We start from the raw sequence: 18734 nt of genomic DNA, 5'->3' as shown, positions 1-18734 counted from the left end.
TCCCTGCGCTCCTCAGTCCAGGCCGGGAGGCCCCATGACCACCACTTCGGTGAAACCACAGGAACGTAGCAAGGCCGCCCCGGCCGCTTCGGCGGCCGGGAGCAAGGTCTACCGCCCGTACTCGAACTGGTTCTTCCTGCCGTCGGCGATCATCTACAGCGTCCTGTTCCTGGTCCCGACGTTCGCCTCGCTGTACTTCAGCCTGACCCGGTGGAGCCTGTTCGACTCGAAGTTCGTCGGGCTGGACAACTTCAAGCTGTTCTTCCAGGAGCCCGCGCTGGTCAAGGGCTTCACCAACACGCTCATCTACGCCGTCGTCACGTCCGGGTCGAAGGTGGTGCTCGGGCTGCTCCTCGCCGTACTGCTCACCTCCCAGATCGTTGCCCGCGGCTACCTTCGCTCGGTGGTGTTCTTCCCGGTACTGGTCTCCACGATCGGCGTCGGTCTCACCTTCACCGTGCTGATGAACCCCGAGCGTGGCCTGATCAACGGTGCGCTCAGCGTGGTCGGGATCAGCGGTCCAGGCTGGCTGACCGACCCGAAGTGGGCGCTGCTGTCGGTCGCCGCGGTCGACGTCTGGAAGGGTGTCGGCCTGGCCACGCTGATCTATATCGCGGGGATCGTCTCGATTCCCCGCGAGTACATCGAGGCGGCCCGGGTCGACGGGGCCAGCTCCTGGGAGACGTTCCGGCGAGTGGTGCTGCCACTGTCGCGGCCGGCCACCGTCACGGTCATCATCTTGTCCCTGATCGGCGGGCTGCGGTCCTTCGACCTGATCTGGGCGATGACGCAGGGCGGGCCAGGATTCACCTCGGACGTGATCGCGTCGGTGATCTACAAGCAGTACCAGGCCGGCTTCTACGGTCTGTCGACCGCGGGCAACGTGGTCCTGTTCATCACCGTCACCGCGATCGTCCTCCCGCTGTCGTGGTTCCTGAACCGGAAAGAGGTGGACATGTGAGTACGGCGGAACTCGTCAACCACCGACCGGCCCGCAAGTGGGCGCTGAGCGCGGTCGCGATCCTGGTCTCGATCGTCGTGTTCGTCATCCCGTTCGCGTTCATCGTGCTGACCGCCGTGAAGGATCGGCAGCAATCCGCGGACCTGAACTTCGCCTGGCCGCATCAATTCCGGATCGTGCAGAACTTCGTCGAAGTGGTCAAGGCGCGCGACTACATGCTGGTGATCGCCTTCATCAACAGCACCGTCCTCACCGTCGCCAGCGTCGCCGGCATGGTGATCCTGGCCGCTATGGCCGGCTTCGTCCTCCAGCGCCGCAAAAGCCGGTGGAACGGCCTGATCAACTTCCTCGTGCTCTCCGGCCTGATCATCCCGCCGGCTGTCGTGCCGACCATCTGGGTGCTGCAGAAACTAGGCCTGTTCAAGACGCTGCCAGGCCTGATCCTGATAGAGATAGCCTTCGGCCTTTCGTTCTGCGTCCTGCTCTTCCGGGCCTTCGTCGCGACCATTCCCCGCGAACTCGACGAAGCCGCGGTCATCGACGGCGCCGGCCCGTTCGGCCTCTTCTTCCGCGTCATCTTCCCGCTGCTGAGATCGGTGATCGTCACCGTCGTCGTGGTGCAGTCGGTCGCCGTCTTCAACGACTTCACCAACCCGCTGTACTTCCTGCCCGGCGACCAGAACGCGACCGTTCAGCTGACGCTCTACAACTTCAACAGCCAGTTCTCGACCCAGTACAACCTGCTGTTCATGAACATCCTGCTGATCACGATCCCGCCGCTGATCATGTTCCTGTTCTTCAACCGGCAGATCGTCGCCGGCATGACGTCGGGAGCGATCAAGGGGTAGCAGGCTTGCGGACGATGAGGGCGGCCTGTGCGGCGTCCTTCTCGCCGGGCAGCGCCGCGCGCGTCAGGGTCGCGACCTCCGCGAACCCGGCGGCCGCGAGCAGCCCGGCGACGTCCGCGGGATCCTGCATGTAGACCTCGAGGTCGAGGTCATGACCGTAGGCGCTGCTCAGATGCCGATCGCCGACGCCTACCTTGAACCCGTGCACCAGATAGCCACCGGGCCGCAGCACCCGGAACAGCTCCGCGAACACGGCCGGCAGGTCCTCGCGCGGAGTATGGACGAGCGAGTACCACGCGAGTGCGCCGGCCAGCTCGCCGTCCTTCAAGTCGAGGTCGAACAACGACCCGACCTCGAACCGCAGCTCCGGATACTCCCGTTTCGCGACCTCGATCATCCCCGGCGTCAGATCGACCCCGAACACGTCCAGACCCTGCTGGGCCAGGTACGTCGTGATCCGCCCGGTCCCACATCCGAGGTCCCCGACCGGTCCGTCTTCGATGAGCGCGGCGAAGTAGTCGAGCGCGCCCGCCTCGAACGGATCGGCGCGGTGGTAGTCCTTCAGGATCGCGTGGTATTCGGCGGCAGCGGCGTTGTAAGACCCTTGAATGTCGTTCACGCGAGGAGCTTAGGAAGGCCCTCCGACAGTTTCTGGTAGTCCGCCGGCGAGTTGTAGGCATGCGCCGACAACCGGATGAACTTGCGTTCCTCGAAACCGGTGAACGTGATCTCGGCCTTCAGCTCGCGCGAGATCCGCATCTTCAGCGCATCGCCACCGGACAGGTCGACCGAGGAGGGCAGCTCGACCAGGCGCATCGTCGCAGGTGGGTGGACGACCTCCGCGACACCGGTGCCGAGCGACTTGGCCAGGATCCTGGCGCCCTCCTCGACCAGCGCGGTCAGCTGCGGACGCCGCGTCGGCCAGTCCAGAGCGGCCAGGACCCGCAGCGACTCGGGCGCCGCGATCCACGGGATGTAGTCGTACGTGCCCTGCATGTCGAACCGCTCCGGCATCCGCTCCTCGTACTCCGACCACGAGACGATCAGCGGCATCGTTGCCGAGCGCCACTGTTCCGCGACCACCAGCCCAGCCGTCGCCCGCGGCGCGGCCGGCCACTTGTGGAAGTTGCCGGTCCAGAAGTCCGCGCCCGCGGCCGCCGGTGCGTCGATCAGTGCCGGGGCGTGCGCGCCGTCGACCACGATCGGTACGCCGCGTTCGTGAGCCGCCTTGACGAGGCCGTCGATCGGCAGCACCTTCGCCGTACCCGAGGTGATCTGGTCCACGATCAGGACGGACGCCCCGTCGAGCCTCTCCGCGATCAGCGACACCACGGTCTCGTCGTCGGCCTCCAGCGGGATCCCCACGATGACGACCTCGGCCTGGTTGGCCTTGGCGAACCGCTCAGCGGCGTACCGGACGGCGCCGTACGTGTGGTCGGTCAGGACGATCCGGCTGCCCGCGGGGATCGGCAGCGTCGCGAGCGCGACCGTGACACCGGCACTGGCGTTCGGGACCAGGGCGAATCCGGCCGGGTCCGTTTCCAGGTACGCCGCCAGCTCGAGGCGGCTCGTGGTCAGGCGGTCGGCGACCGTGCGGAACCAGACCATCGGGTTGGCGTCCATCTCGGCCCGCAGGCCGGCCATCACCTCCTGGGTCCGGCGCGGCACGGCGCCGTACGAACCATGGTTGAGGTGGAGGACATCGGGGTCGAGGGTCCACAGGTCGGGGCGGGAGCTGAGTACCGTCACGACCCAAACGGTACATACTTCCTGTCGTGTATCCCTACCTCGTCCACGACGGGCCGATCGCGATGGCTCATCGAGGCGGCGCGAAACACCCGGACAACGTCGGCTACGAGAACTCGCTGCACGCGTTCGAGAACGCGGTCGACCTCGGGTACACCTATCTCGAGACCGACCTGCACGCGACCAGCGACGGGGTCGTGATCGCGTTCCACGACGACAAGCTCGACCGCGTCACCGACCGGACCGGCGTGATCGCCGAGCTGCCCTGGTCGGAGGTCAGCAAGGCCAAGATCAACGGTCACGAGCCGATCCCCCGGCTGGACGAGCTGCTCGAGCACTTCCCCGACATCCGGTTCAACCTCGACATCAAGGCCGAGGGTGGGCTCGAGCCGGCCGCGAAGGTCCTCCGGGCCGCGAACGCGATCGACCGGATCTGCGTCTCGTCGTTCTCCCAGTCCCGGGTCCGGCGGATCCGCAAGCTGCTCGGTCCGCGCCTGTGCACCGGGTACGGCGAGTTGGAGATCGCCCTGATCCGGTTCCTGCCGTTCGCGCTCAAGTCCCCCGGCGGCTGCCTGCAGATCCCGGAGCGGTACGGCGCTCTGCACATCCTCACGCCCGGCCTGATCGAGCGAGCCCACTCCCACGGCAAGCAGGTCCACGTCTGGACGGTCGACGATCCCGACACGATGCGCCGGCTGCTCGACGCCGGCGTCGACGGCCTCATCACCGACCGCACCGACCTCCTCCGCGACGTACTGATCGAGCGAGGTCAGTGGACGTGACCCGCGGTACCCGAGGGCGCCGCGGGTCGTCCGCCGTCAGCTGACGATCTTCGTCATGCCGTTCCATCCGGACCCGACCTGAACCGGAGGCAGAGTCCATCCGCCGGTTCCGTTGCCGCGGTACATGAGGAGCGCCCCCGGCACATTGCGGACCAGGAGATCCGCCTTGCCGTCACCCGAGAAGTCCCACGGCGTCACCAGAGCCGTGAGGTTCTGCCAGCTGGAGCCGATCAGGGTCCGGCCGGCCAACCAGCCGCCCGTTCCGTTGCCTCGGTACAGCCAGACAGCCCCGTCGCCGTCACGAGCCGCGAGGTCGGGGAAGGTGTCGCCGTCGAAGTCGCCGATGCCCATCAAGGCGGTCATCGCGTTCCAGCCGTACCCGTACCCGACCCGGGTGAGGAAGCCACCCTTGCCGTTGCCCGGGTAGAGCCACAGCTGGCCGGTGCTCTGCCGGGCCATGATGTCCATGAAGCCGTCGCCGTTGAAGTCGCCCACGCCGCGGACGGCGGTCATCGCGTTCCAGCCGCCGCCGAAGCGCTTCCAGACCTGCCAACCGCTGTGCCCGTCGCCCGAGTACAGGCGCAGGTAACCGTCGGCGTCGACCGACATCAGGTCGGCGTGTGCGTCCCCGTCGAAGTCCCCGGGCACCAGCAGTTGGGTCATCGCGTCCCAGCCGAGGCTGTATCCGACGCGCGACTGCCAGCCGCCCGCACCACTCCCCGGGTAGAGCCACAGGCGCCCAGCGGTGTCGACGGACAGGACGTCCGAGTGGGTGTCGGAGTTGAAGTCGTTGTTCTTGACGACGAGCGCAGCCACTGTGGCTGCTCCCGCCGACTTCTCCTGCACTGCGGAAGACACCGAAGTACCGGCGAACAGCAGGCCGAAGCCCGCGACTAGCGCCAGTCCTGTTCGTCCCCCAAGGCGCAAGCGTCTGCGCATGAGATTCCCCCTCTTGTGTTGAAGCTGCGGCGCCTGGCGGGTGAGGCCGCACCGGGTACTCGTTCGGTCACCCGCCGAGAGCCCTTCGGGCCAGTAAACCGGACTAGCGCGGATCTCTCTAGGGCCAAGCTCCCCTGGACCTGACACACTTCCGCGCATGGGATTTCTCTCCGCCCCTCCGGCGGTCGACAAGCGCGAGTACTGGGGGTTCAGCCTTTACGACTGGGCGAACTCGGGCTACGTCACGACGACGGGCACCGTGCTGTTCGCGCCGTACCTGACGTCGGTCGCGGAGAACGCAGCCTGTGGGTACGTCGGGACCACGGACCACCCCTGCAACACGAACCTGCAGGTGCTTGGGCTCGGCATCTCCCCCGGCTCGCTGGCGTTCTACATCGTGACCGTGGCGACCCTGGTCTCGGCGCTCTTCCTGCCGGTGGTCGGCGCGATCGCGGACCGGATGGCGAACAAGAAGCTCCTGATGTGCGGCTTCGCCTGGGCCGGAGCGTTGGCGGCGTCCTGCATGGTGTTCGTCGGCGGCGGCCGCTGGGAGCTGGGCGCACTACTGCTCTTCATCGGCAACCTGTGCCTCGGCTCGTCGCTGGTCGTCTACGACTCGATCCTGATCGACATCGCGCCCCCGGATCAGCGTGACGCCGTCTCGTCGCGCGCCTGGGCGTTCGGGTACGCCGGTGGTTTCCTGCTGCTCCTGGTGAACCTCGCCGTCGTCACCGCGCACGACGCGCTCGGGATGAGCCAGAGCACGGCGGTCCGGCTCAGTCTGCTCAGCGCCGGGCTGTGGTGGGGACTGTTCACCTTCATCCCGTTCATCCGGCTGCGGAACCGGCCGCCGACAGGGGTCGAACAGGTCCGTAGCGGCAACCTGGTCCGGCAGAGCTTCGGGCAGTTGTCGGCCACGTTGAAGCACATGCGCGCGTACCGGATGACGATGCTGTTCCTGATCGCGTACCTGTTCTTCAACGACGGGATCCAGACAGTCATCTCGGTGTCGTCGACGTACGGCGAGAAGCAGCTCGGGTTCGAGACCCAGATCCTGATCGCGACGATCCTGCTGGTCCAGTTCGTCGCCTTCTTCGGTGCGCTCGCGTTCGGACGGTTCGCCCAGCGGTACGGCGCACATCGGACCATCACCGGTGGTCTGGTCGTGTGGATGCTGATCGTGATCGCCGGGTTCCTGCTGCCGGCCCACCAGATCGCGCCGTTCCTCGTGATGGGGGTCGCGATCGGGATCGTCCTCGGCGGCACCCAGGCGCTGTCCCGGTCGGCGTTCAGCCAGCTGATCCCGAAGGGCCGCGAGGCGGAGTACTTCTCCCTCTACCAGGCCGGCGAACGCGGCACGTCCTGGCTCGGCACGCTGGTCTTCGGCCTGGTCCACCAGCTCACCGGTTCGTACCGCCCGGCCATCGTTGCCCTCGGCATCTTCTTCGTCATCGGCCTGGCCCTCCTGGTCCGGGTAGACATGCGCCGAGGCATCGACGAAGCCGGCAACACCCAGCCCGCCCGGGTCTAGTTATTCGGGTACTACGGAGCTGACGAAGCGGCGTACCTCGTCATAGGTGGGGCGGACGCCGGTGCGGTCGGCGAAGAGTAGGTGGGTGGAGCCGATCAGGGTGAGGCCGAGGGTGTTGAGGTCGGCGTCGGCGGGGATGCGGCCGTACTTCTGTTCCGCGGTCAGGTAGTCCATCACCACGCGGCCGGCGTCGCTGAGGATCGGTACGCCGGTTGGCACGGCCTCGCGTAGTCGGGCGCGGAGGCCGTCGCGGGAGATCGTCAGGCTCACGATCGCGACCGCGACCGAGCCGAACAAGTCAGTCAGCATCGTGGTCAGGTTGTCGGCGACACTCCCCTGCCCGGCCGCCTTCAGCAGGACCTCGGCCTGGTCGTCGAGGCGGCGGATCCGGTCCAGGACGAGCTCGGCGAGGAAGCCGTCGAAGTCGGTGAAGTGCTTGTGCAGCACGCCCTTCGCGCACCCGGCCTCGGTCGTCACGGCCCGGCTGGTCAACGCGTCCGGACCGTCCCGGAGCAGCACTCGCTCGGCCGCGTCGAACAACTGCTCCCGCGCGTCCCGTATCGCCACACCAGTCGGCACACACACCTCCCGTTGACACAAGTGGGCATCCGCCCACTATCGTGGGCACATGCCCACTCTACCGGTACAGAACGATCCACATCGACGTCGCGACATGGCTGAGTCGTTCGGCGCCGACGCTGCGCTGTATGACCGCGCCCGACCCGAGTACCCAGCTGCCCTGATCGAAGCGGTCGCGAGCTCAGCGCCCGGGCGCGATCTGCTCGACGTCGGATGCGGAACCGGGATTGCGTCCAGGCAGTTTCAGGCGGCCGGCTGCCGCGTGCTCGGCGTGGATGTGGACGAGCGGATGGCGTCGTACGCCCGCAGTACCGGCGTCGAGGCCGAGGTCTCGACGTTCGAGTCCTGGGAGCCGGCCGGCCGCACGTTCGATGCGCTCGTTGCTGGGATGACCTGGCACTGGATCGACCCGGCTGTCGGTGCAACGAAGGCTGCCGAGGTGCTCCGGCCCGGCGGACGGTTCGCTGTGTTCTGGTACGTGCTGCAGCCGCCGCCCGAGCTGGGGGCGGCCTTCGCGGCGGTCCACCGAGAAGTCCTTCCGGACAGTCCCCAGGTCGCCGCGTCACCCTTGAACGCGTACGAGCACTTCCTCGACCGAGCCGCCGACAGCCTGACCGCGACCGGTGCGTTCACCAGCCTCGAGCGTCCGACGTACCCGTGGACGCGCTCGTACACGCGCGACGAGTGGCTCGACCAGCTCCGTACCAGCGGCATGGCCAAGCCCCTCGCCGAAGCGGGCAAGCTCGACGCCGTCCTCACTCGGACCGGAGCCGCCATCGACGCGGTTGGCGGCAGCTTCACCCTGGAGTCCGTCACCGTCGCCCTCACCGCGACCCGGGTATGACGGACCGCCAGGCCATCACAACGCGGCGCCGCTAGGCGAAGCCACGCTCACGGCCGCGATGGCCGCGCAATTGTGATGGCCTGGGGATCCTTAGCGGGAGGACGGGGTGGCGTTCGGGTTGCGGAAGCCGCCGCCGAGCGTGCCTTGCCGCACGCTGTTCGCGGTCACGGTGCCGTTCGCGGTCTGCCCGGTGACGACCACCTGCTCGCCGGCCTTCAGGTCGGCGGAGGTCCCCTGCTTGGTGATCTCGTACGTCGTGTCGCCGGTCAGCTTCACCGTGACGTTCCCGGTCTGAGTCTTCACGACCAACTCGGTGCTGGTCGCCGACACCACGGTCCCGATCGTGCCGGCCCCACCCGGGAACTGGCCAGTACCCTGACCGCCCTGCCCGGTCCCACCGCCGTTCTGCCCACGGAACCCGCCGTACCCGCCGGCCCCGCGCCCACTGGCCTGCGGCTGGTTCGAGGTGCTGTCCGAGGCGAACGCAGCGTGCAGCCCGGCGCCGCCCGCGAGACCGATGGCGAGTACGACGATGCCGGCCAGGATCGCCGTCGCGAGCGGCAGGTTGAGGGTCTTCTTCGGCTTGAGCGCCGCGTCGACCTCCTCGTCGGACCCGATCTGCGTGAAGTCGTCCGGCGTCTGGTTACTCATGGGATGTTGCCTCTCACTCGTGACGTAGTGCATCGATGGGACGGAGTCCGGCGGCTCGGTGCGCCGGCATGCTGCCGAAGAACAGGCCGACCGCCGCGGACACGCCGAGCGCGAGTCCGATCGACGACGGCACCAGCGCCGGCTGCACGCCGGCCAGTTGGAAGCGGGAGACGATCAGCGCGACCCCGACGCCGACCGCGCCACCGATCAGGCTGAGCAGCGTCGCCTCGATCAGGAACTGGCCGAGGATCGTCCGCCGCCGGGCGCCGAGCGCCTTCCGGATACCGATCTCGCGGGTCCGTTCGGTGACCGTGACCAGCATGATGTTGGTGACGCCGATCCCGCCGACGAGCAGGCTGATTGCGGCCACCGTGGCCAGCAGCGCGGTGAACGTCGCGGCCGTGTCCTGGCTGGTCTGCAGGATCTGCGCCGAGTTCGTGATCCGGAACGGCGACGTCTGATCGGCCGGCACCTGATGACGCGCGGTCAAGAGCTGCGTCACCTCAGCTTGCGCCGTGTCGACGCGGTCCTCGTTAGCGGCCTGTACGACGATCTGACTCAAGGCGCCGTACCCGGCCTGCGTCGCCCGGAGCGTGTTGATCGGGACGATCGCGGTCGCGTTCGGGTCGTTGAACCCGGTGCTGTCCTTGCTCGCCAGCACACCCCGTACGACGAAGTCGACAGCGCCGAGCTTGATCGTCTGCCCGACCGCACTCGCCGGCCGGGTGAACAACTCCGTCGCAGTCGTCTGCCCGAGCAGGATCACCCGTTGCGAGGTGTCGACGTCCTCCTGCGTGAAGGACTCCCCAATGCCGACCGGCGTGTTCGTGGCCGGCATGTACGACGGCGTCGTACCGATGATCTGGCTGACCGTGTAGCTGGTGTCGCCGTTGGTCGCCGTCGTACCGGAGCTCGTCATCACCGGCGCGACCGAGGAGACATCTGGAGCCAGCCGTTTGTCGGCCAGCGCGGACGCATCATCGAGCGTGAGGCTGTACTGCTGGTTGGCCGGTCCGGCCTGGCCGCGCTGGAAGCCGCCGCCACCGCCGGTGGTCGAGACAGTGAGCAGGTTGGTGCCCATCGCCTCCAGCCGAGCCTGCACGGCCTTGCCGGAGCCGTTGCCGACAGCAACGAGGACGATGACCGCGCCGACGCCGATCGACACGCCGAGGACGGTCAGCAGGGAGCGGAGTTTGTTCGCACTGAGGCCGCGCAGAGCGGCTCCCATCAGGTCGCGAGGTGACATCAGCGGGTCACCTCGTCGACGATGATCCGGCCGTCGGAAACCTGGATCAGCCGCCGGGCGCGAGCCGCGACGTCGTGCTCGTGGGTGATGACGACGACCGTCCGGCCCTCGGAGTTCAGCTGGTCGAACATTCCGAGCACCTCGTCGGTCGAGTGCGCGTCCAGGTTGCCGGTCGGTTCGTCGGCGAGCAGGATCCGCGGCCCGGTCGCGAGAGCGCGGGCGATCGCGACGCGCTGCTGCTGACCGCCGGACAGCTGGTTCGGCCGGTGATCGGCACGATCGGAGAGGCCGACCAGGTCGAGCGCCCGGCTGGCCCGCTTCCGTCGTTCGGCTCGGCGCAGGTGTGCGTAGGTGAGCGGGAGTTCGACGTTGGCGAGCGCCGAGGTCCGCGGGATCAGGTTGAACGACTGGAAGATGAACCCGATCTTGCGGCCGCGGACGAGCGCCTGCTGGTCCTCGCTCAGCCCGGCCACGTTGCTGCCGTCCAGCCAGTACTCCCCGCGGGACGGTACGTCGAGGCAGCCGAGGATGTTCATCAAGGTGGACTTGCCGGATCCGGAGGAGCCCATCACCGCGACGTACTCGCCGGCGTCGACCCGCAGCGACACGCCCCTGAGGGCGTGCACCGCGGTCTCGCCGTGGCCGTACGTCTTGGTGACGTCCCGGATGTCGATCAGGGCGTCAGCGGCCACGGAAGCCACCACCACCGGTACCACCGGCACCTGCACCGCCGGCACCCGCACCGCCACCGCCGCCCAAGCCGGTCGGGAACTGCCCGGTGCCGCCTTGTCCCTGCCGGCCGCCGGTCTGAGTCCCGGTGCCGCCGATCGCGCCCTGCAGGAGCTCGATCTGGTCGCCTTCGTTCAGCCCGGAGACGATCTGGGTGAAGCTGTCGCCGCGGACGCCGATCTTGACGTCACGCGTCCCGCTGCCGTCGGCCATCGTCACGGTGTACGTCGTACCGCTGGTGGCGATCGCGGTGCTCGGGACGTAGAGCGCGTTGGCCGCCTTCGCGGTCTGGACCGTGACGTTCGCGGTCTGGCCGATCCGGGCGTTGGCGGGCAGCTTGGCGAGCGAGAAGGTGGCCGAGTACGAGACGACGCCGTTGGTCGTGGTCGGGGTCGGCGAGACCGACGCCAGCGATGCGGTCAGCGTCGTACCGGGCTCGGCGTTCAGCGTCACGGTCGCGGACTGGCCGGCCTTGATCTTGATCGCGTCGGCCTCGGCGAACGCGGCGACGACCTGGAGGGCCTTGAGGTCGGCCATGTCCACGAAGCCGGTGCTCGACGTGGACGACGTACTGGAGCTTGAGGCTGAACCTTGACCTGAGGTCGAGCCTTGGCCGCTGGTGCTACCGCTGCCTGAACCTGAGCTGGACCCGCCGGACACCGACCCGATCGCACCGTTGATCGCGGTGATCGTGCCGGCGATCGGCGCCTTCAGAGTGGTCGCAGCGACCGCTTCCTGGGCCGCCTCGACGTTCTGGTCGGACTGCTCCTTGTCGGCCTTCGCCTTCGCCAGGCTCGCCTGGGCGTTGCTGACGGCAACCTGCGGGTTCTGACTCTGACCCTGAGCTTGAGACTGGGACTGCTGTTCCTGCTGACCGTTGGTCGCGGTCGGCGTCGGCGACGGGGAGGCGGAGGCCTCCTCGGCCGCTTCGAGCGCGTCCTCGGCGTCGCTCAGGGTCTCGTCGGCCGCGGTCACCGAGTTCGCGGAGGCGATCTGGTTCTGCTCGGCGATCACGAGCTGACGATTGGCGTCCGTCGGGTCGACCTTCGCGATCGCGGCGCCCTTCGCCACCACCTGGCCGACCTTGACCAGGATCTGGGTGACCGTGCCCGAGGTCTCGAACTGCGGCGAGGCGGTCTGGGAGCTCTGCAAGGTGCCACTCGAGCTGACGCTCGCAGTCACCGCGCCACGCTGCACCGCCACGCTCGGCCGGGTCGCGCTGGCGGCCGGCGGGTCCTTCTTGAAGAAGAGGAAGTAGGCGGTGAGGGCGATGACGAGGACAATGGCCACCAGGGCCACGTTCACGAAACTGAGGCCACGGATCTTGTGGCGGGGTAGCACCATGGATGCAGACGTTAGGGACCGATACTGAGGAGGAGATCCTCACTTACTGGCAACCGGCTGTGAACCAGGTATCGATTTGGTGCGTCGTAGGTCGGGCGGTTCGCGACACACCGTGATCTGTGAACACTCCATGACAGCGGGTCACGAGAGTGTTGTCAGGTGCGAACATATGGCTCGGACATGCCAAAATGGGAATGATCCGGGTCGGCCGACCGTTGGCTCGGATGACGATCTCGGAGGTTTGAATGTCTAATCGCGTACTGCGTGGTTCGGGGCTGGGTGGGGTCAGCTTCGAGGATGACCGCGGCGTCGAGTTCGCGCCGCGCCAGATGATCACGTACGACTGCCCCCGCGGCCATGTGGTCGAGGTCACCATGGCGCACGACGCCGAGGTGCCCGCGGTCTGGGAGTGCCCGCACTGCGGCAGCGAGGCCGCCCGGTCCACCGGCGAGAAGCCGGAGCCGAAGCAGGAGAAGCCGGCCCGTACGCACTGGGACATGCTGCGCGAGCGCCGCAGCATCTCGGAGCTTGAGGAGCTGCTGGCCGAGCGGGTCGAGCTGCTTCGCAAGGGCGAGATCGGCCCGGCGCACCTGCACCGGACCAAGCGCACGGCCTGAGCCACTGGAGTGCCCTCACCGCAACGGCGCGGTGGGGGCATTTTCATTGTCCCGTTTGCCTAAAGCCTTTAGGTTTACACATAATGAGTTATGGCACGAGCAGGATTGACCAGCGACCGGTTGGCGCGGGCGGGCGCCGAGCTGGCCGATGAGGTCGGGTTCGAGCAGGTCACGCCGTCCGCGCTGGCCCGGCAGTTCGACGTACAGGTGGCGAGTCTGTATTCGCACGTGCGCAACTCTCAGGATCTGAAGGCGCGGATCGCGACGCTCGCGCTGTCGGAGCTGGCCGACGAAGCGTCCGCTGCTGTGGCAGGTCGTGCTGGTGGCGACGCGCTCATCGCGCTCGCGAACGTCTACCGCGACTACGCCCGTGCCCATCCCGGCCGGTACGCCGCCACTCGCTTCCAGCCCGACGAGGCCAGTCCCGAACTGATCGAGGCCGGGCGACGGCACTCGGAGCTGACCCGGGCCGTCCTGCGCGCGTACGACCTGAACGAACCCGCGCAGACCGACGCGATCCGGCTGCTCGGGAGCGTCTTCCACGGGTACGTCAGCCTGGAGCTGGCCGGCTCGTTCAGCCACAGCTCACCCGACAGCGCCGAGACCTGGCCACGCATCCTCAAGTCCCTCGACTCTCTACTCCGCGTCTGGAGCCGTAAGTGATCACCACCCCCATCTCCGCCGACCTCGTCCGCGGCGCGCTCGAACTCGAGCAGACCGAGCGCGGCATCCTCCCGCACCGCCTGCCCGCTTGGGCCCGGACGCAATACGACGACGGCCAGCTGATAATGGCCGAGTCGCAACCGTCCGGCGTGCGACTGGTCTTCAGAACATCGGCGACCATCGTCGAGCTCGAGACCCTGCCGACGAAGCGTGACTACGTCGGCGCTCCCCCGAGGCCGGACGGCGTGTACGACGTACTGATCGACGGGCAACTCGTCACCCAGCTGAGCGCGCCCGCCGGCGACGTCATCACCATCGACCTGATGACCGGCAGCGCCGAGACCCGACCGGGTGAACCGCAGACTCTCCGCGTCGCCGGACTGTCCGCCGTACCCAAGACCGTCGAGATCTGGTTACCGCACGACGAAACCACCGAACTCGTTGCCCTGCGCACCGATGCGCCCGTCGAGCCGGTTCCCGCCAGCCGCCGGACCTGGATCCATCACGGCAGCTCGATCAGCCACGGGTCGAACGCGACCCATCCGACCGGCACCTGGCCGGCCCTGGCCGCGGCCGCAGGCGGGGTCGAGCTGCTCAACCTGGGATTCAGCGGCAGCGCCTACCTGCAGCCCTTCTTCGCCCGCACGATCCGCGACACGCCCGCCGACCTGATCAGCATCAAACTCGGCATCAACATCGTGAACTCCGACAGCCTCCGCCTCCTCACCTTCACGCCCGCCGTCCACGGCTTCCTCGACACCATCCGCGACGGTCACCCCGACACGCCGGTCCTGGTCATCTCCCCGATCCTCTGCCCGATCCACGAGGACACCCCCGGCCCAACCGGCTGGGACCTCGATGCCCTTGCCGAAGGCAAGCTCCGCTTCGTCGCCACCGGCGATCCCGATGAGGTTGCGGCTGGCAAGCTCACACTGTCGGTCATCCGCGCCGAGCTGGCCAGGATCATCGCCCAACGCGCCAAGGACGACCCCAACCTGCACTACCTCGACGGCCGCACCTTGTACGGCGAGGCCGACAACGCCGCCCGTCCGCTCCTCGACGACCTGCACCCCGGACCCGAGACCCACGAGTCGATGGCCGCCCGGTTCGCCGAGCACGCCTTCACCTACAAGGGCCCCTTCACCCGGTAACAGCGAACGTCAGGCGGCCACTGGGCTCGTGAGCAGCGGGCGGGGCTCGGGCAGCCGGACGGCCCCGTCCAGGTCAACCGTGCGGCGGGCACCTACCAGCCGTACGCCGGCCAGGGTCAGGGTTGCTGTGATGACGCAGTCGCCGCCGCGGATCGTGACCAGCGTGCCGCCCTGGACGACGGCGTCCAGGGCGTCCACCTCGACGACGATTCCGAGCACGAACCTGAAGCTGTGGATCAGAGCGCCGTTCACGATCAGGTCGACGCTGGGCGCGTACGTCGACTTGATGCTGTGCGCGGCGAGGCTGACGATCTCCTCGGTGTCACTGTCGGCAAGCGTCCGTTGGGCGGCCTCGGTCAGCTTCGAGTGCTTCTGCCAGGCGGCGAGCAAGACCTCGCCGAGATTCAGGTCGAGCAGACCGTCCGTCGCGGCGGCCACCTCGCGGTCGACGAGGCCGGCGGCCGAACGGGACAGCCGACGGACCTGCCGCAGGGCGGTCCGGCTGGCGTCGTGCTGGCGGATCGCCTCGACCAGCAAGTCCTCGGCCGTCCGGGACTTCGCCCCGAAGAGGAGCGCCTTCGCGGTCAGCGGTGTGTGCACAGCTCGATCAAGCGTCGTAGCGGTCATCAGTCAGCCCCCTTGAAGAATGTGGATACCTGCGTCTTCGTGCGGCTGGATCCGCACGACCAACATGGGCGGCGCCGAGTCGGACTCGGTCAGCTGTGGATCGAGGGCGGGAGCGGGTGGGACGACAACCCGCAGATGGTTGCGAACCCATCGCTTGTCCAGTCGCCACTTCACGACGCGATAGCTGACAACGCCGGCCACCAGTACGGCGAGCGCCACCAGAGCCGTCGTCCTCCACGGGAACGGATCGGCTGCCCGCGCGACGACGGCCGGCTCGGGTGCCGGCCGAGCGGGCGCAACCACCACCTGCTTGGTGGTGATGCGTACGGCGTGACCGGCCCGAACCATCGAACCAGCGGTCGGGGACTGCCCGGCGACGACATCTCCGGCGCCGGACGGCACCCGCAGTACCAACCCGAGCGCTGCCACCTTGGCCTCGGCCTCGGCGACCTTCAACCCGACCACCCTGGGCACCCGCACCAGCTGGGATGCGATGCCGGTCACCACGAACAGGTCGTCGTCCGTCAGTTGAGCGTTGGTCCTGCAGACCGACGTGATCGAGTACCTCTGCGCCGTTGCCCCGAAGGGCACAGAGAACATCACCTCGACCGAACCGTTCGGAGGCACCACCGCCGACCCGACCGCGTCCTCGATCCCCTCCCAGAAGACCTCGACCACCCCGCCGCCGGCGGGCGTCGTCACGCCGGCCGGACGACACCCGCCGTACCCCTGAACGCTCGCGAACACCACGGTGCCCGGCGGCCCCTCATCCCGATCCAGCCGCAACCTCGCCGTACCGTCACCTGTCGCATAGGCGGCCCCACCCGCCATCACGACCGCGATCACGACAGCCGAGGCACACGCAAGCGCCCTGACCAACCAACGGGGTCCCCCGACCGCGCGTAACGCACCCATCGCAGTACCTTCTTCGCGCCCGCAACCGTTCTTGCGGAACGGTTCCACCCGAGGTGCGGACTCATCGGTACGGAGTCCCCGGCCCGGCGCCGTGATACGTCGAACAAGCAGTTGCTCGTTGTCGTACGTTCGCCCAGCCGCCATCCAAGCATCGGCGGCCAGCTACGTCGCGGTTCGACGGTGGCTGATGGCGCCGAGTCTTCGGCGCCATCAGCATCCGGAAGTGAGGACCCATGAACGACTCCTCCGACGCGCCGACCGGGATCAGCCGCCGCCGACTGCTCGGCTCGACCGCCGCGGCCGGCCTGGCCGCGGCCTCCTCGCTCGCGCTGCCGCCGAACGTGCGTACGGCGCTGGCGTCGCCGCCCCCGAAGCACGGTGGGCTGAAGGACATCAAGCACGTCGTCATGCTCATGCAGGAGAACCGCAGCTTCGACCACTACTACGGCACCCTGTCCGGCGTCCGCGGGTTCAGCGACCCGCACGCCGTACGCCTGCCGAACGGCCGGAACGTCTTCTACCAGCCGGACCCGTCGAACCCCGACGGTTACCTGCTGCCGTACCGGCTCAACACGAAGATCACCGCCGCCCAGGCGATCCCGTCGATGAGTCACGCCTGGGCTGTGCAGCACCAGGCTCTGAACGGCGGCACGATGGACAACTGGGTGCCGGCCCACATGGCGTCCGACGGTCCGATCGACGGCCAGTACACGATGGGGTACTTCACCCGCGACGACATCCCGTTCCAGTTCGCCCTCGCCGAGAACTTCACCGTCCTGGACGGCTACCACTGCTCGGTGCTCGGGCCGACGGCACCGAACCGGCACATGTGGATGTCCGGAACGCTCGACCCGAACGGCCTGGCCGGCGGACCGTCACTCACGACCAGTGGACCGCCGAACCAGTTCAGCTGGACGACGTACCCGGAGCGGCTGCAGCAGGCGGGCGTCAGCTGGAAGATCTACCGGCAGCCCGGCGGACAGACCGGCTCGGCGGCGATCAGCAAGTGGAAGCAGTTCGGCAGCGCGCAGGCCGGCGACCCGCTCTACGACAACGGCATGGTCACGCAGCCGATGGGTCAGTTCGAGTACGACGCGATGAACGACCAACTGCCCACCGTCAGCTGGATCCTCCCGCCGTCCGGCTTCGACGAGCACCCGTCCGCGCTGCCCGCAGCCGGGGCTACCTTCGTCGCCGGAAAGATCGACGCGATCGCGGCCAACCCCGAGGTCTGGGCGAAGACGGCTTTCATCCTGTCGTACGACGAGAACGACGGCATGTTCGACCACGTCCTGCCGCCGCTCCCCAAGCCCGGCACACCCGACGAGTTCGTCTTCAAGACCTCCAACACCGGCGAGGTCGGCGGCGGACTGCCGATCGGGCTCGGCTTCCGCGTGCCCTGCATCATCATCTCGCCGTGGACGACCGGCGGTTACGTCTTCTCCGAGACCTCCGACCACACGTCACAGCTGCGGTTCCTGGAGCAGATCACCGGCGTGAAGGAAACCAACATCAGCGCCTGGCGCCGCAAAACGGTAGGCGACCTCACCGGCGCCTTCCGCTTCAACGACACCCACCACGCGCCGACGCTGCCCGACACCACCGGTCAGTACAACCTCGCCCAGTACCAGGCCGCCCAACTTCCGCTCCCCACAATCCCGGGCACGAACCAAACTCCCCCGCGCCAAGAACCAGGCCACCGCCCGCACCCGCACTAACTCGTGAGCTCACCTTCGCCGAGCCCCGTCACCGTTGTTCGGTGCGGGGTGAGGAGGTCGTCCTGGACGATCGTGAAGGTGACGGTGAAGACCGGTCCGGCATCGGAGTCATCGACCTCATCGATCACCCCAGGCGTGCCGACCGGAATCTTCCCCTGCCAGAACCCACCAAGCTCAATCGCCGCCACAACCTCATCCCCACGCCGAAATCCCACGTACCCTCTCCCCTCCAAGCAGCCAAGCACCACCCCATCAGGTACCCAGGCGCAGCGGGTCCGAGTCGCGCTACTTGGGATCCGGGTCGATTACTTCGCCCTGGATGACGTCGTCGGACGGGCGCTGGGGCCTCGTCGGTCCACTAGGCCCGGGCATGCCTGCGCCAGGGATGAAGGTTCCTAGGCCGGGGGTGCCCAGCTGTGTGGTCAGACGGCGGCCGAAGAAGGCGGTCATGGCTCGGCGGGCGAGCGGGCGGGTGAAGGGGAGGACGAAGAAGAAGCCGAAGATGTCGGTGATGAAGCCCGGGGTGAGCAGCAGCGTGCCGCCGATCAGGATCAGGGCGGCGTCGGCCAGCTCGCGGCCGGGCATCTTCCCGGTCTGGAACGAGCTCTGCAGCGCCCGCCACGCCCGTCGGCCCTCACGCTTGATCAGCCACGCGCCGAGGACGCTCTCGGCCAGCAGCAGCGCGACCGTCGGCCATCCGCCGATCACCTGACCGACCTGGATGATCACGAAGATCTCCGCAACCGGCACCACCAGCAGCGCGAGCGCCACTAACCACGGCATGTCTTGCCCCTTCCTGCCTAAGACACCAGCGTACGGAACAGGCGGGAGCGGCCAACCCTG

At 68.0% G+C, this 18734-nt stretch carries 21 protein-coding genes; 9 read left to right on the top strand and 12 right to left on the bottom strand.

Features of this window, described 5'->3' with window-relative positions; translation table 11 throughout:
* The first annotated feature begins 34 nt into the window (after positions 1 to 34).
* On the top strand, positions 35 to 961 hold the full coding sequence (locus EV650_RS05685; protein WP_134116029.1) for a carbohydrate ABC transporter permease: 927 nt from the start codon (positions 35 to 37) through the stop codon (positions 959 to 961).
* Complete coding sequence (locus tag EV650_RS05680) at positions 958 to 1809, top strand: carbohydrate ABC transporter permease (RefSeq protein ID WP_134116027.1); 852 nt, start codon at positions 958 to 960, stop codon at positions 1807 to 1809. Before EV650_RS05685 ends, EV650_RS05680 begins: the two co-directional genes overlap by 4 nt.
* On the opposite strand, the gene EV650_RS05675 is transcribed toward EV650_RS05680, so the two are convergent.
* Positions 1799 to 2428 carry a class I SAM-dependent methyltransferase gene (locus tag EV650_RS05675; protein ID WP_134116025.1) on the bottom strand — a complete coding sequence of 210 codons (630 nt, stop codon included), beginning with the start codon at positions 2426 to 2428 and terminating at the stop codon, positions 1799 to 1801. The two genes, EV650_RS05680 and EV650_RS05675, sit on opposite strands and share 11 nt — an antisense overlap.
* Positions 2425 to 3558: an aminotransferase class V-fold PLP-dependent enzyme gene (locus EV650_RS05670; protein ID WP_134116023.1), complete on the bottom strand. Its 1134-nt coding sequence runs from the start codon at positions 3556 to 3558 to the stop codon at positions 2425 to 2427. The genes EV650_RS05675 and EV650_RS05670 overlap by 4 nt, the downstream gene beginning before the upstream one ends.
* A 26-nt stretch (positions 3559 to 3584) precedes the next feature.
* Between EV650_RS05670 and EV650_RS05665 the strand changes: the two genes are divergently transcribed.
* On the top strand, positions 3585 to 4337 hold the full coding sequence (locus EV650_RS05665) for a glycerophosphodiester phosphodiesterase family protein (protein ID WP_202874404.1): 753 nt from the start codon (positions 3585 to 3587) through the stop codon (positions 4335 to 4337).
* Positions 4338 to 4373: 36 nt separating this feature from the next.
* Here EV650_RS05665 and EV650_RS05660 read toward each other — a convergent pair whose 3' ends face one another.
* The gene (locus EV650_RS05660) at positions 4374 to 5276 is read right to left on the bottom strand and encodes an FG-GAP repeat domain-containing protein (protein WP_166678039.1); all 903 of its coding nucleotides are present in this window, start codon (positions 5274 to 5276) and stop codon (positions 4374 to 4376) included.
* Positions 5277 to 5433: 157 nt separating this feature from the next.
* On the opposite strand from EV650_RS05660, the gene EV650_RS05655 reads away from it, so the two are divergent.
* On the top strand, positions 5434 to 6807 hold the full coding sequence (locus EV650_RS05655; RefSeq protein WP_134116019.1) for an MFS transporter: 1374 nt from the start codon (positions 5434 to 5436) through the stop codon (positions 6805 to 6807).
* On the opposite strand, the gene EV650_RS05650 is transcribed toward EV650_RS05655, so the two are convergent.
* The gene (locus EV650_RS05650; protein ID WP_134116017.1) at positions 6808 to 7386 is read right to left on the bottom strand and encodes a TetR/AcrR family transcriptional regulator; all 579 of its coding nucleotides are present in this window, start codon (positions 7384 to 7386) and stop codon (positions 6808 to 6810) included.
* Positions 7387 to 7435: 49 nt separating this feature from the next.
* Between EV650_RS05650 and EV650_RS05645 the strand changes: the two genes are divergently transcribed.
* Entirely contained in the window at positions 7436 to 8230 is a 795-nt protein-coding gene (locus EV650_RS05645; protein WP_134116015.1) for a class I SAM-dependent methyltransferase, read from the top strand.
* Between the two features lie 90 nt (positions 8231 to 8320).
* On the opposite strand, the gene EV650_RS05640 is transcribed toward EV650_RS05645, so the two are convergent.
* Genes EV650_RS05640 through EV650_RS05625 form a run of 4 tightly spaced genes read right to left on the bottom strand, consistent with a single transcriptional unit; the run spans position 8321 to position 12200 of the window.
* Positions 8321 to 8881: a hypothetical protein gene (locus tag EV650_RS05640; RefSeq protein WP_134116013.1), complete on the bottom strand. Its 561-nt coding sequence runs from the start codon at positions 8879 to 8881 to the stop codon at positions 8321 to 8323.
* 13 nt (positions 8882 to 8894) lie between these two features.
* Positions 8895 to 10127 carry an ABC transporter permease gene (locus EV650_RS05635; protein ID WP_134116011.1) on the bottom strand — a complete coding sequence of 411 codons (1233 nt, stop codon included), beginning with the start codon at positions 10125 to 10127 and terminating at the stop codon, positions 8895 to 8897.
* Positions 10127 to 10819 carry an ABC transporter ATP-binding protein gene (locus EV650_RS05630; protein WP_134116009.1) on the bottom strand — a complete coding sequence of 231 codons (693 nt, stop codon included), beginning with the start codon at positions 10817 to 10819 and terminating at the stop codon, positions 10127 to 10129. Before EV650_RS05630 ends, EV650_RS05635 begins: the two co-directional genes overlap by 1 nt.
* Positions 10809 to 12200 (bottom strand): efflux RND transporter periplasmic adaptor subunit, encoded by a 1392-nt coding sequence (locus EV650_RS05625; RefSeq protein ID WP_134116007.1) that lies wholly within the window; start codon positions 12198 to 12200, stop codon positions 10809 to 10811. The genes EV650_RS05630 and EV650_RS05625 overlap by 11 nt, the downstream gene beginning before the upstream one ends.
* A 245-nt stretch (positions 12201 to 12445) precedes the next feature.
* Here EV650_RS05625 and EV650_RS05620 point away from each other — a divergent pair, with 245 nt between their 5' ends.
* The 3 genes from EV650_RS05620 (at position 12446) to EV650_RS05610 (ending at position 14631) form a co-directional block, all read left to right on the top strand.
* A complete protein-coding gene (locus tag EV650_RS05620; protein ID WP_130448290.1) occupies positions 12446 to 12817 on the top strand; it encodes an RNA polymerase-binding protein RbpA in 372 nt (123 codons plus the stop codon).
* Positions 12818 to 12907: 90 nt separating this feature from the next.
* A complete protein-coding gene (locus EV650_RS05615) occupies positions 12908 to 13480 on the top strand; it encodes a TetR/AcrR family transcriptional regulator (protein WP_134116005.1) in 573 nt (190 codons plus the stop codon).
* Complete coding sequence (locus EV650_RS05610) at positions 13477 to 14631, top strand: GDSL-type esterase/lipase family protein (protein ID WP_134116003.1); 1155 nt, start codon at positions 13477 to 13479, stop codon at positions 14629 to 14631. The genes EV650_RS05615 and EV650_RS05610 overlap by 4 nt, the downstream gene beginning before the upstream one ends.
* Positions 14632 to 14640: 9 nt before the next feature.
* On the opposite strand, the gene EV650_RS05605 is transcribed toward EV650_RS05610, so the two are convergent.
* Together EV650_RS05605 and EV650_RS05600 are read right to left on the bottom strand one after the other, a co-directional pair.
* Entirely contained in the window at positions 14641 to 15258 is a 618-nt protein-coding gene (locus EV650_RS05605) for a hypothetical protein (protein ID WP_134116001.1), read from the bottom strand.
* A 3-nt stretch (positions 15259 to 15261) separates the two neighbouring features.
* The gene (locus EV650_RS05600) at positions 15262 to 16173 is read right to left on the bottom strand and encodes a PASTA domain-containing protein (protein WP_166678038.1); all 912 of its coding nucleotides are present in this window, start codon (positions 16171 to 16173) and stop codon (positions 15262 to 15264) included.
* Between the two features lie 233 nt (positions 16174 to 16406).
* Between EV650_RS05600 and EV650_RS05595 the strand changes: the two genes are divergently transcribed.
* Entirely contained in the window at positions 16407 to 17891 is a 1485-nt protein-coding gene (locus EV650_RS05595; protein ID WP_134115997.1) for an alkaline phosphatase family protein, read from the top strand.
* Here the strand turns inward: EV650_RS05595 and EV650_RS05590 are convergent.
* Positions 17888 to 18079, bottom strand: coding sequence for a hypothetical protein (locus EV650_RS05590; RefSeq protein ID WP_134115995.1), 192 nt, complete (start codon positions 18077 to 18079; stop codon positions 17888 to 17890). The two genes, EV650_RS05595 and EV650_RS05590, sit on opposite strands and share 4 nt — an antisense overlap.
* Positions 18080 to 18176: 97 nt before the next feature.
* Entirely contained in the window at positions 18177 to 18674 is a 498-nt protein-coding gene (locus tag EV650_RS05585; RefSeq protein ID WP_134115993.1) for an FxsA family protein, read from the bottom strand.
* Positions 18675 to 18734: the final 60 nt, after the last annotated feature.

Origin of the sequence: Kribbella kalugense (assembly GCF_004365875.1) — a bacterium.
Lineage (GTDB): Bacteria > Actinomycetota > Actinomycetes > Propionibacteriales > Kribbellaceae > Kribbella > Kribbella kalugense.
The sequence above is the reverse complement of the archived record's forward strand: the minus strand, read 5'-3'. Positions and strand labels throughout refer to the sequence as shown.

What these genes read in the sequence shown, in the direction of transcription:
- EV650_RS05620 (WP_130448290.1), top strand. Translation starts at nt 12,446, where the DNA reads ATGTCTAATCGCGTACTGCGTGGTTCGGGGCTGGGTGGGGTCAGCTTC.
- EV650_RS05585 (WP_134115993.1), bottom strand. Translation starts at nt 18,674, where the DNA reads ATGCCGTGGTTAGTGGCGCTCGCGCTGCTGGTGGTGCCGGTTGCGGAG.
- EV650_RS05625 (WP_134116007.1), bottom strand. Translation starts at nt 12,200, where the DNA reads ATGGTGCTACCCCGCCACAAGATCCGTGGCCTCAGTTTCGTGAACGTG.
- EV650_RS05655 (WP_134116019.1), top strand. Translation starts at nt 5,434, where the DNA reads ATGGGATTTCTCTCCGCCCCTCCGGCGGTCGACAAGCGCGAGTACTGG.
- EV650_RS05685 (WP_134116029.1), top strand. Translation starts at nt 35, where the DNA reads ATGACCACCACTTCGGTGAAACCACAGGAACGTAGCAAGGCCGCCCCG.
- EV650_RS05605 (WP_134116001.1), bottom strand. Translation starts at nt 15,258, where the DNA reads ATGACCGCTACGACGCTTGATCGAGCTGTGCACACACCGCTGACCGCG.
- EV650_RS05615 (WP_134116005.1), top strand. Translation starts at nt 12,908, where the DNA reads ATGGCACGAGCAGGATTGACCAGCGACCGGTTGGCGCGGGCGGGCGCC.
- EV650_RS05600 (WP_166678038.1), bottom strand. Translation starts at nt 16,173, where the DNA reads ATGGGTGCGTTACGCGCGGTCGGGGGACCCCGTTGGTTGGTCAGGGCG.
- EV650_RS05635 (WP_134116011.1), bottom strand. Translation starts at nt 10,127, where the DNA reads ATGTCACCTCGCGACCTGATGGGAGCCGCTCTGCGCGGCCTCAGTGCG.
- EV650_RS05640 (WP_134116013.1), bottom strand. Translation starts at nt 8,881, where the DNA reads ATGAGTAACCAGACGCCGGACGACTTCACGCAGATCGGGTCCGACGAG.
- EV650_RS05660 (WP_166678039.1), bottom strand. Translation starts at nt 5,276, where the DNA reads ATGCGCAGACGCTTGCGCCTTGGGGGACGAACAGGACTGGCGCTAGTC.
- EV650_RS05645 (WP_134116015.1), top strand. Translation starts at nt 7,436, where the DNA reads ATGCCCACTCTACCGGTACAGAACGATCCACATCGACGTCGCGACATG.
- EV650_RS05595 (WP_134115997.1), top strand. Translation starts at nt 16,407, where the DNA reads ATGAACGACTCCTCCGACGCGCCGACCGGGATCAGCCGCCGCCGACTG.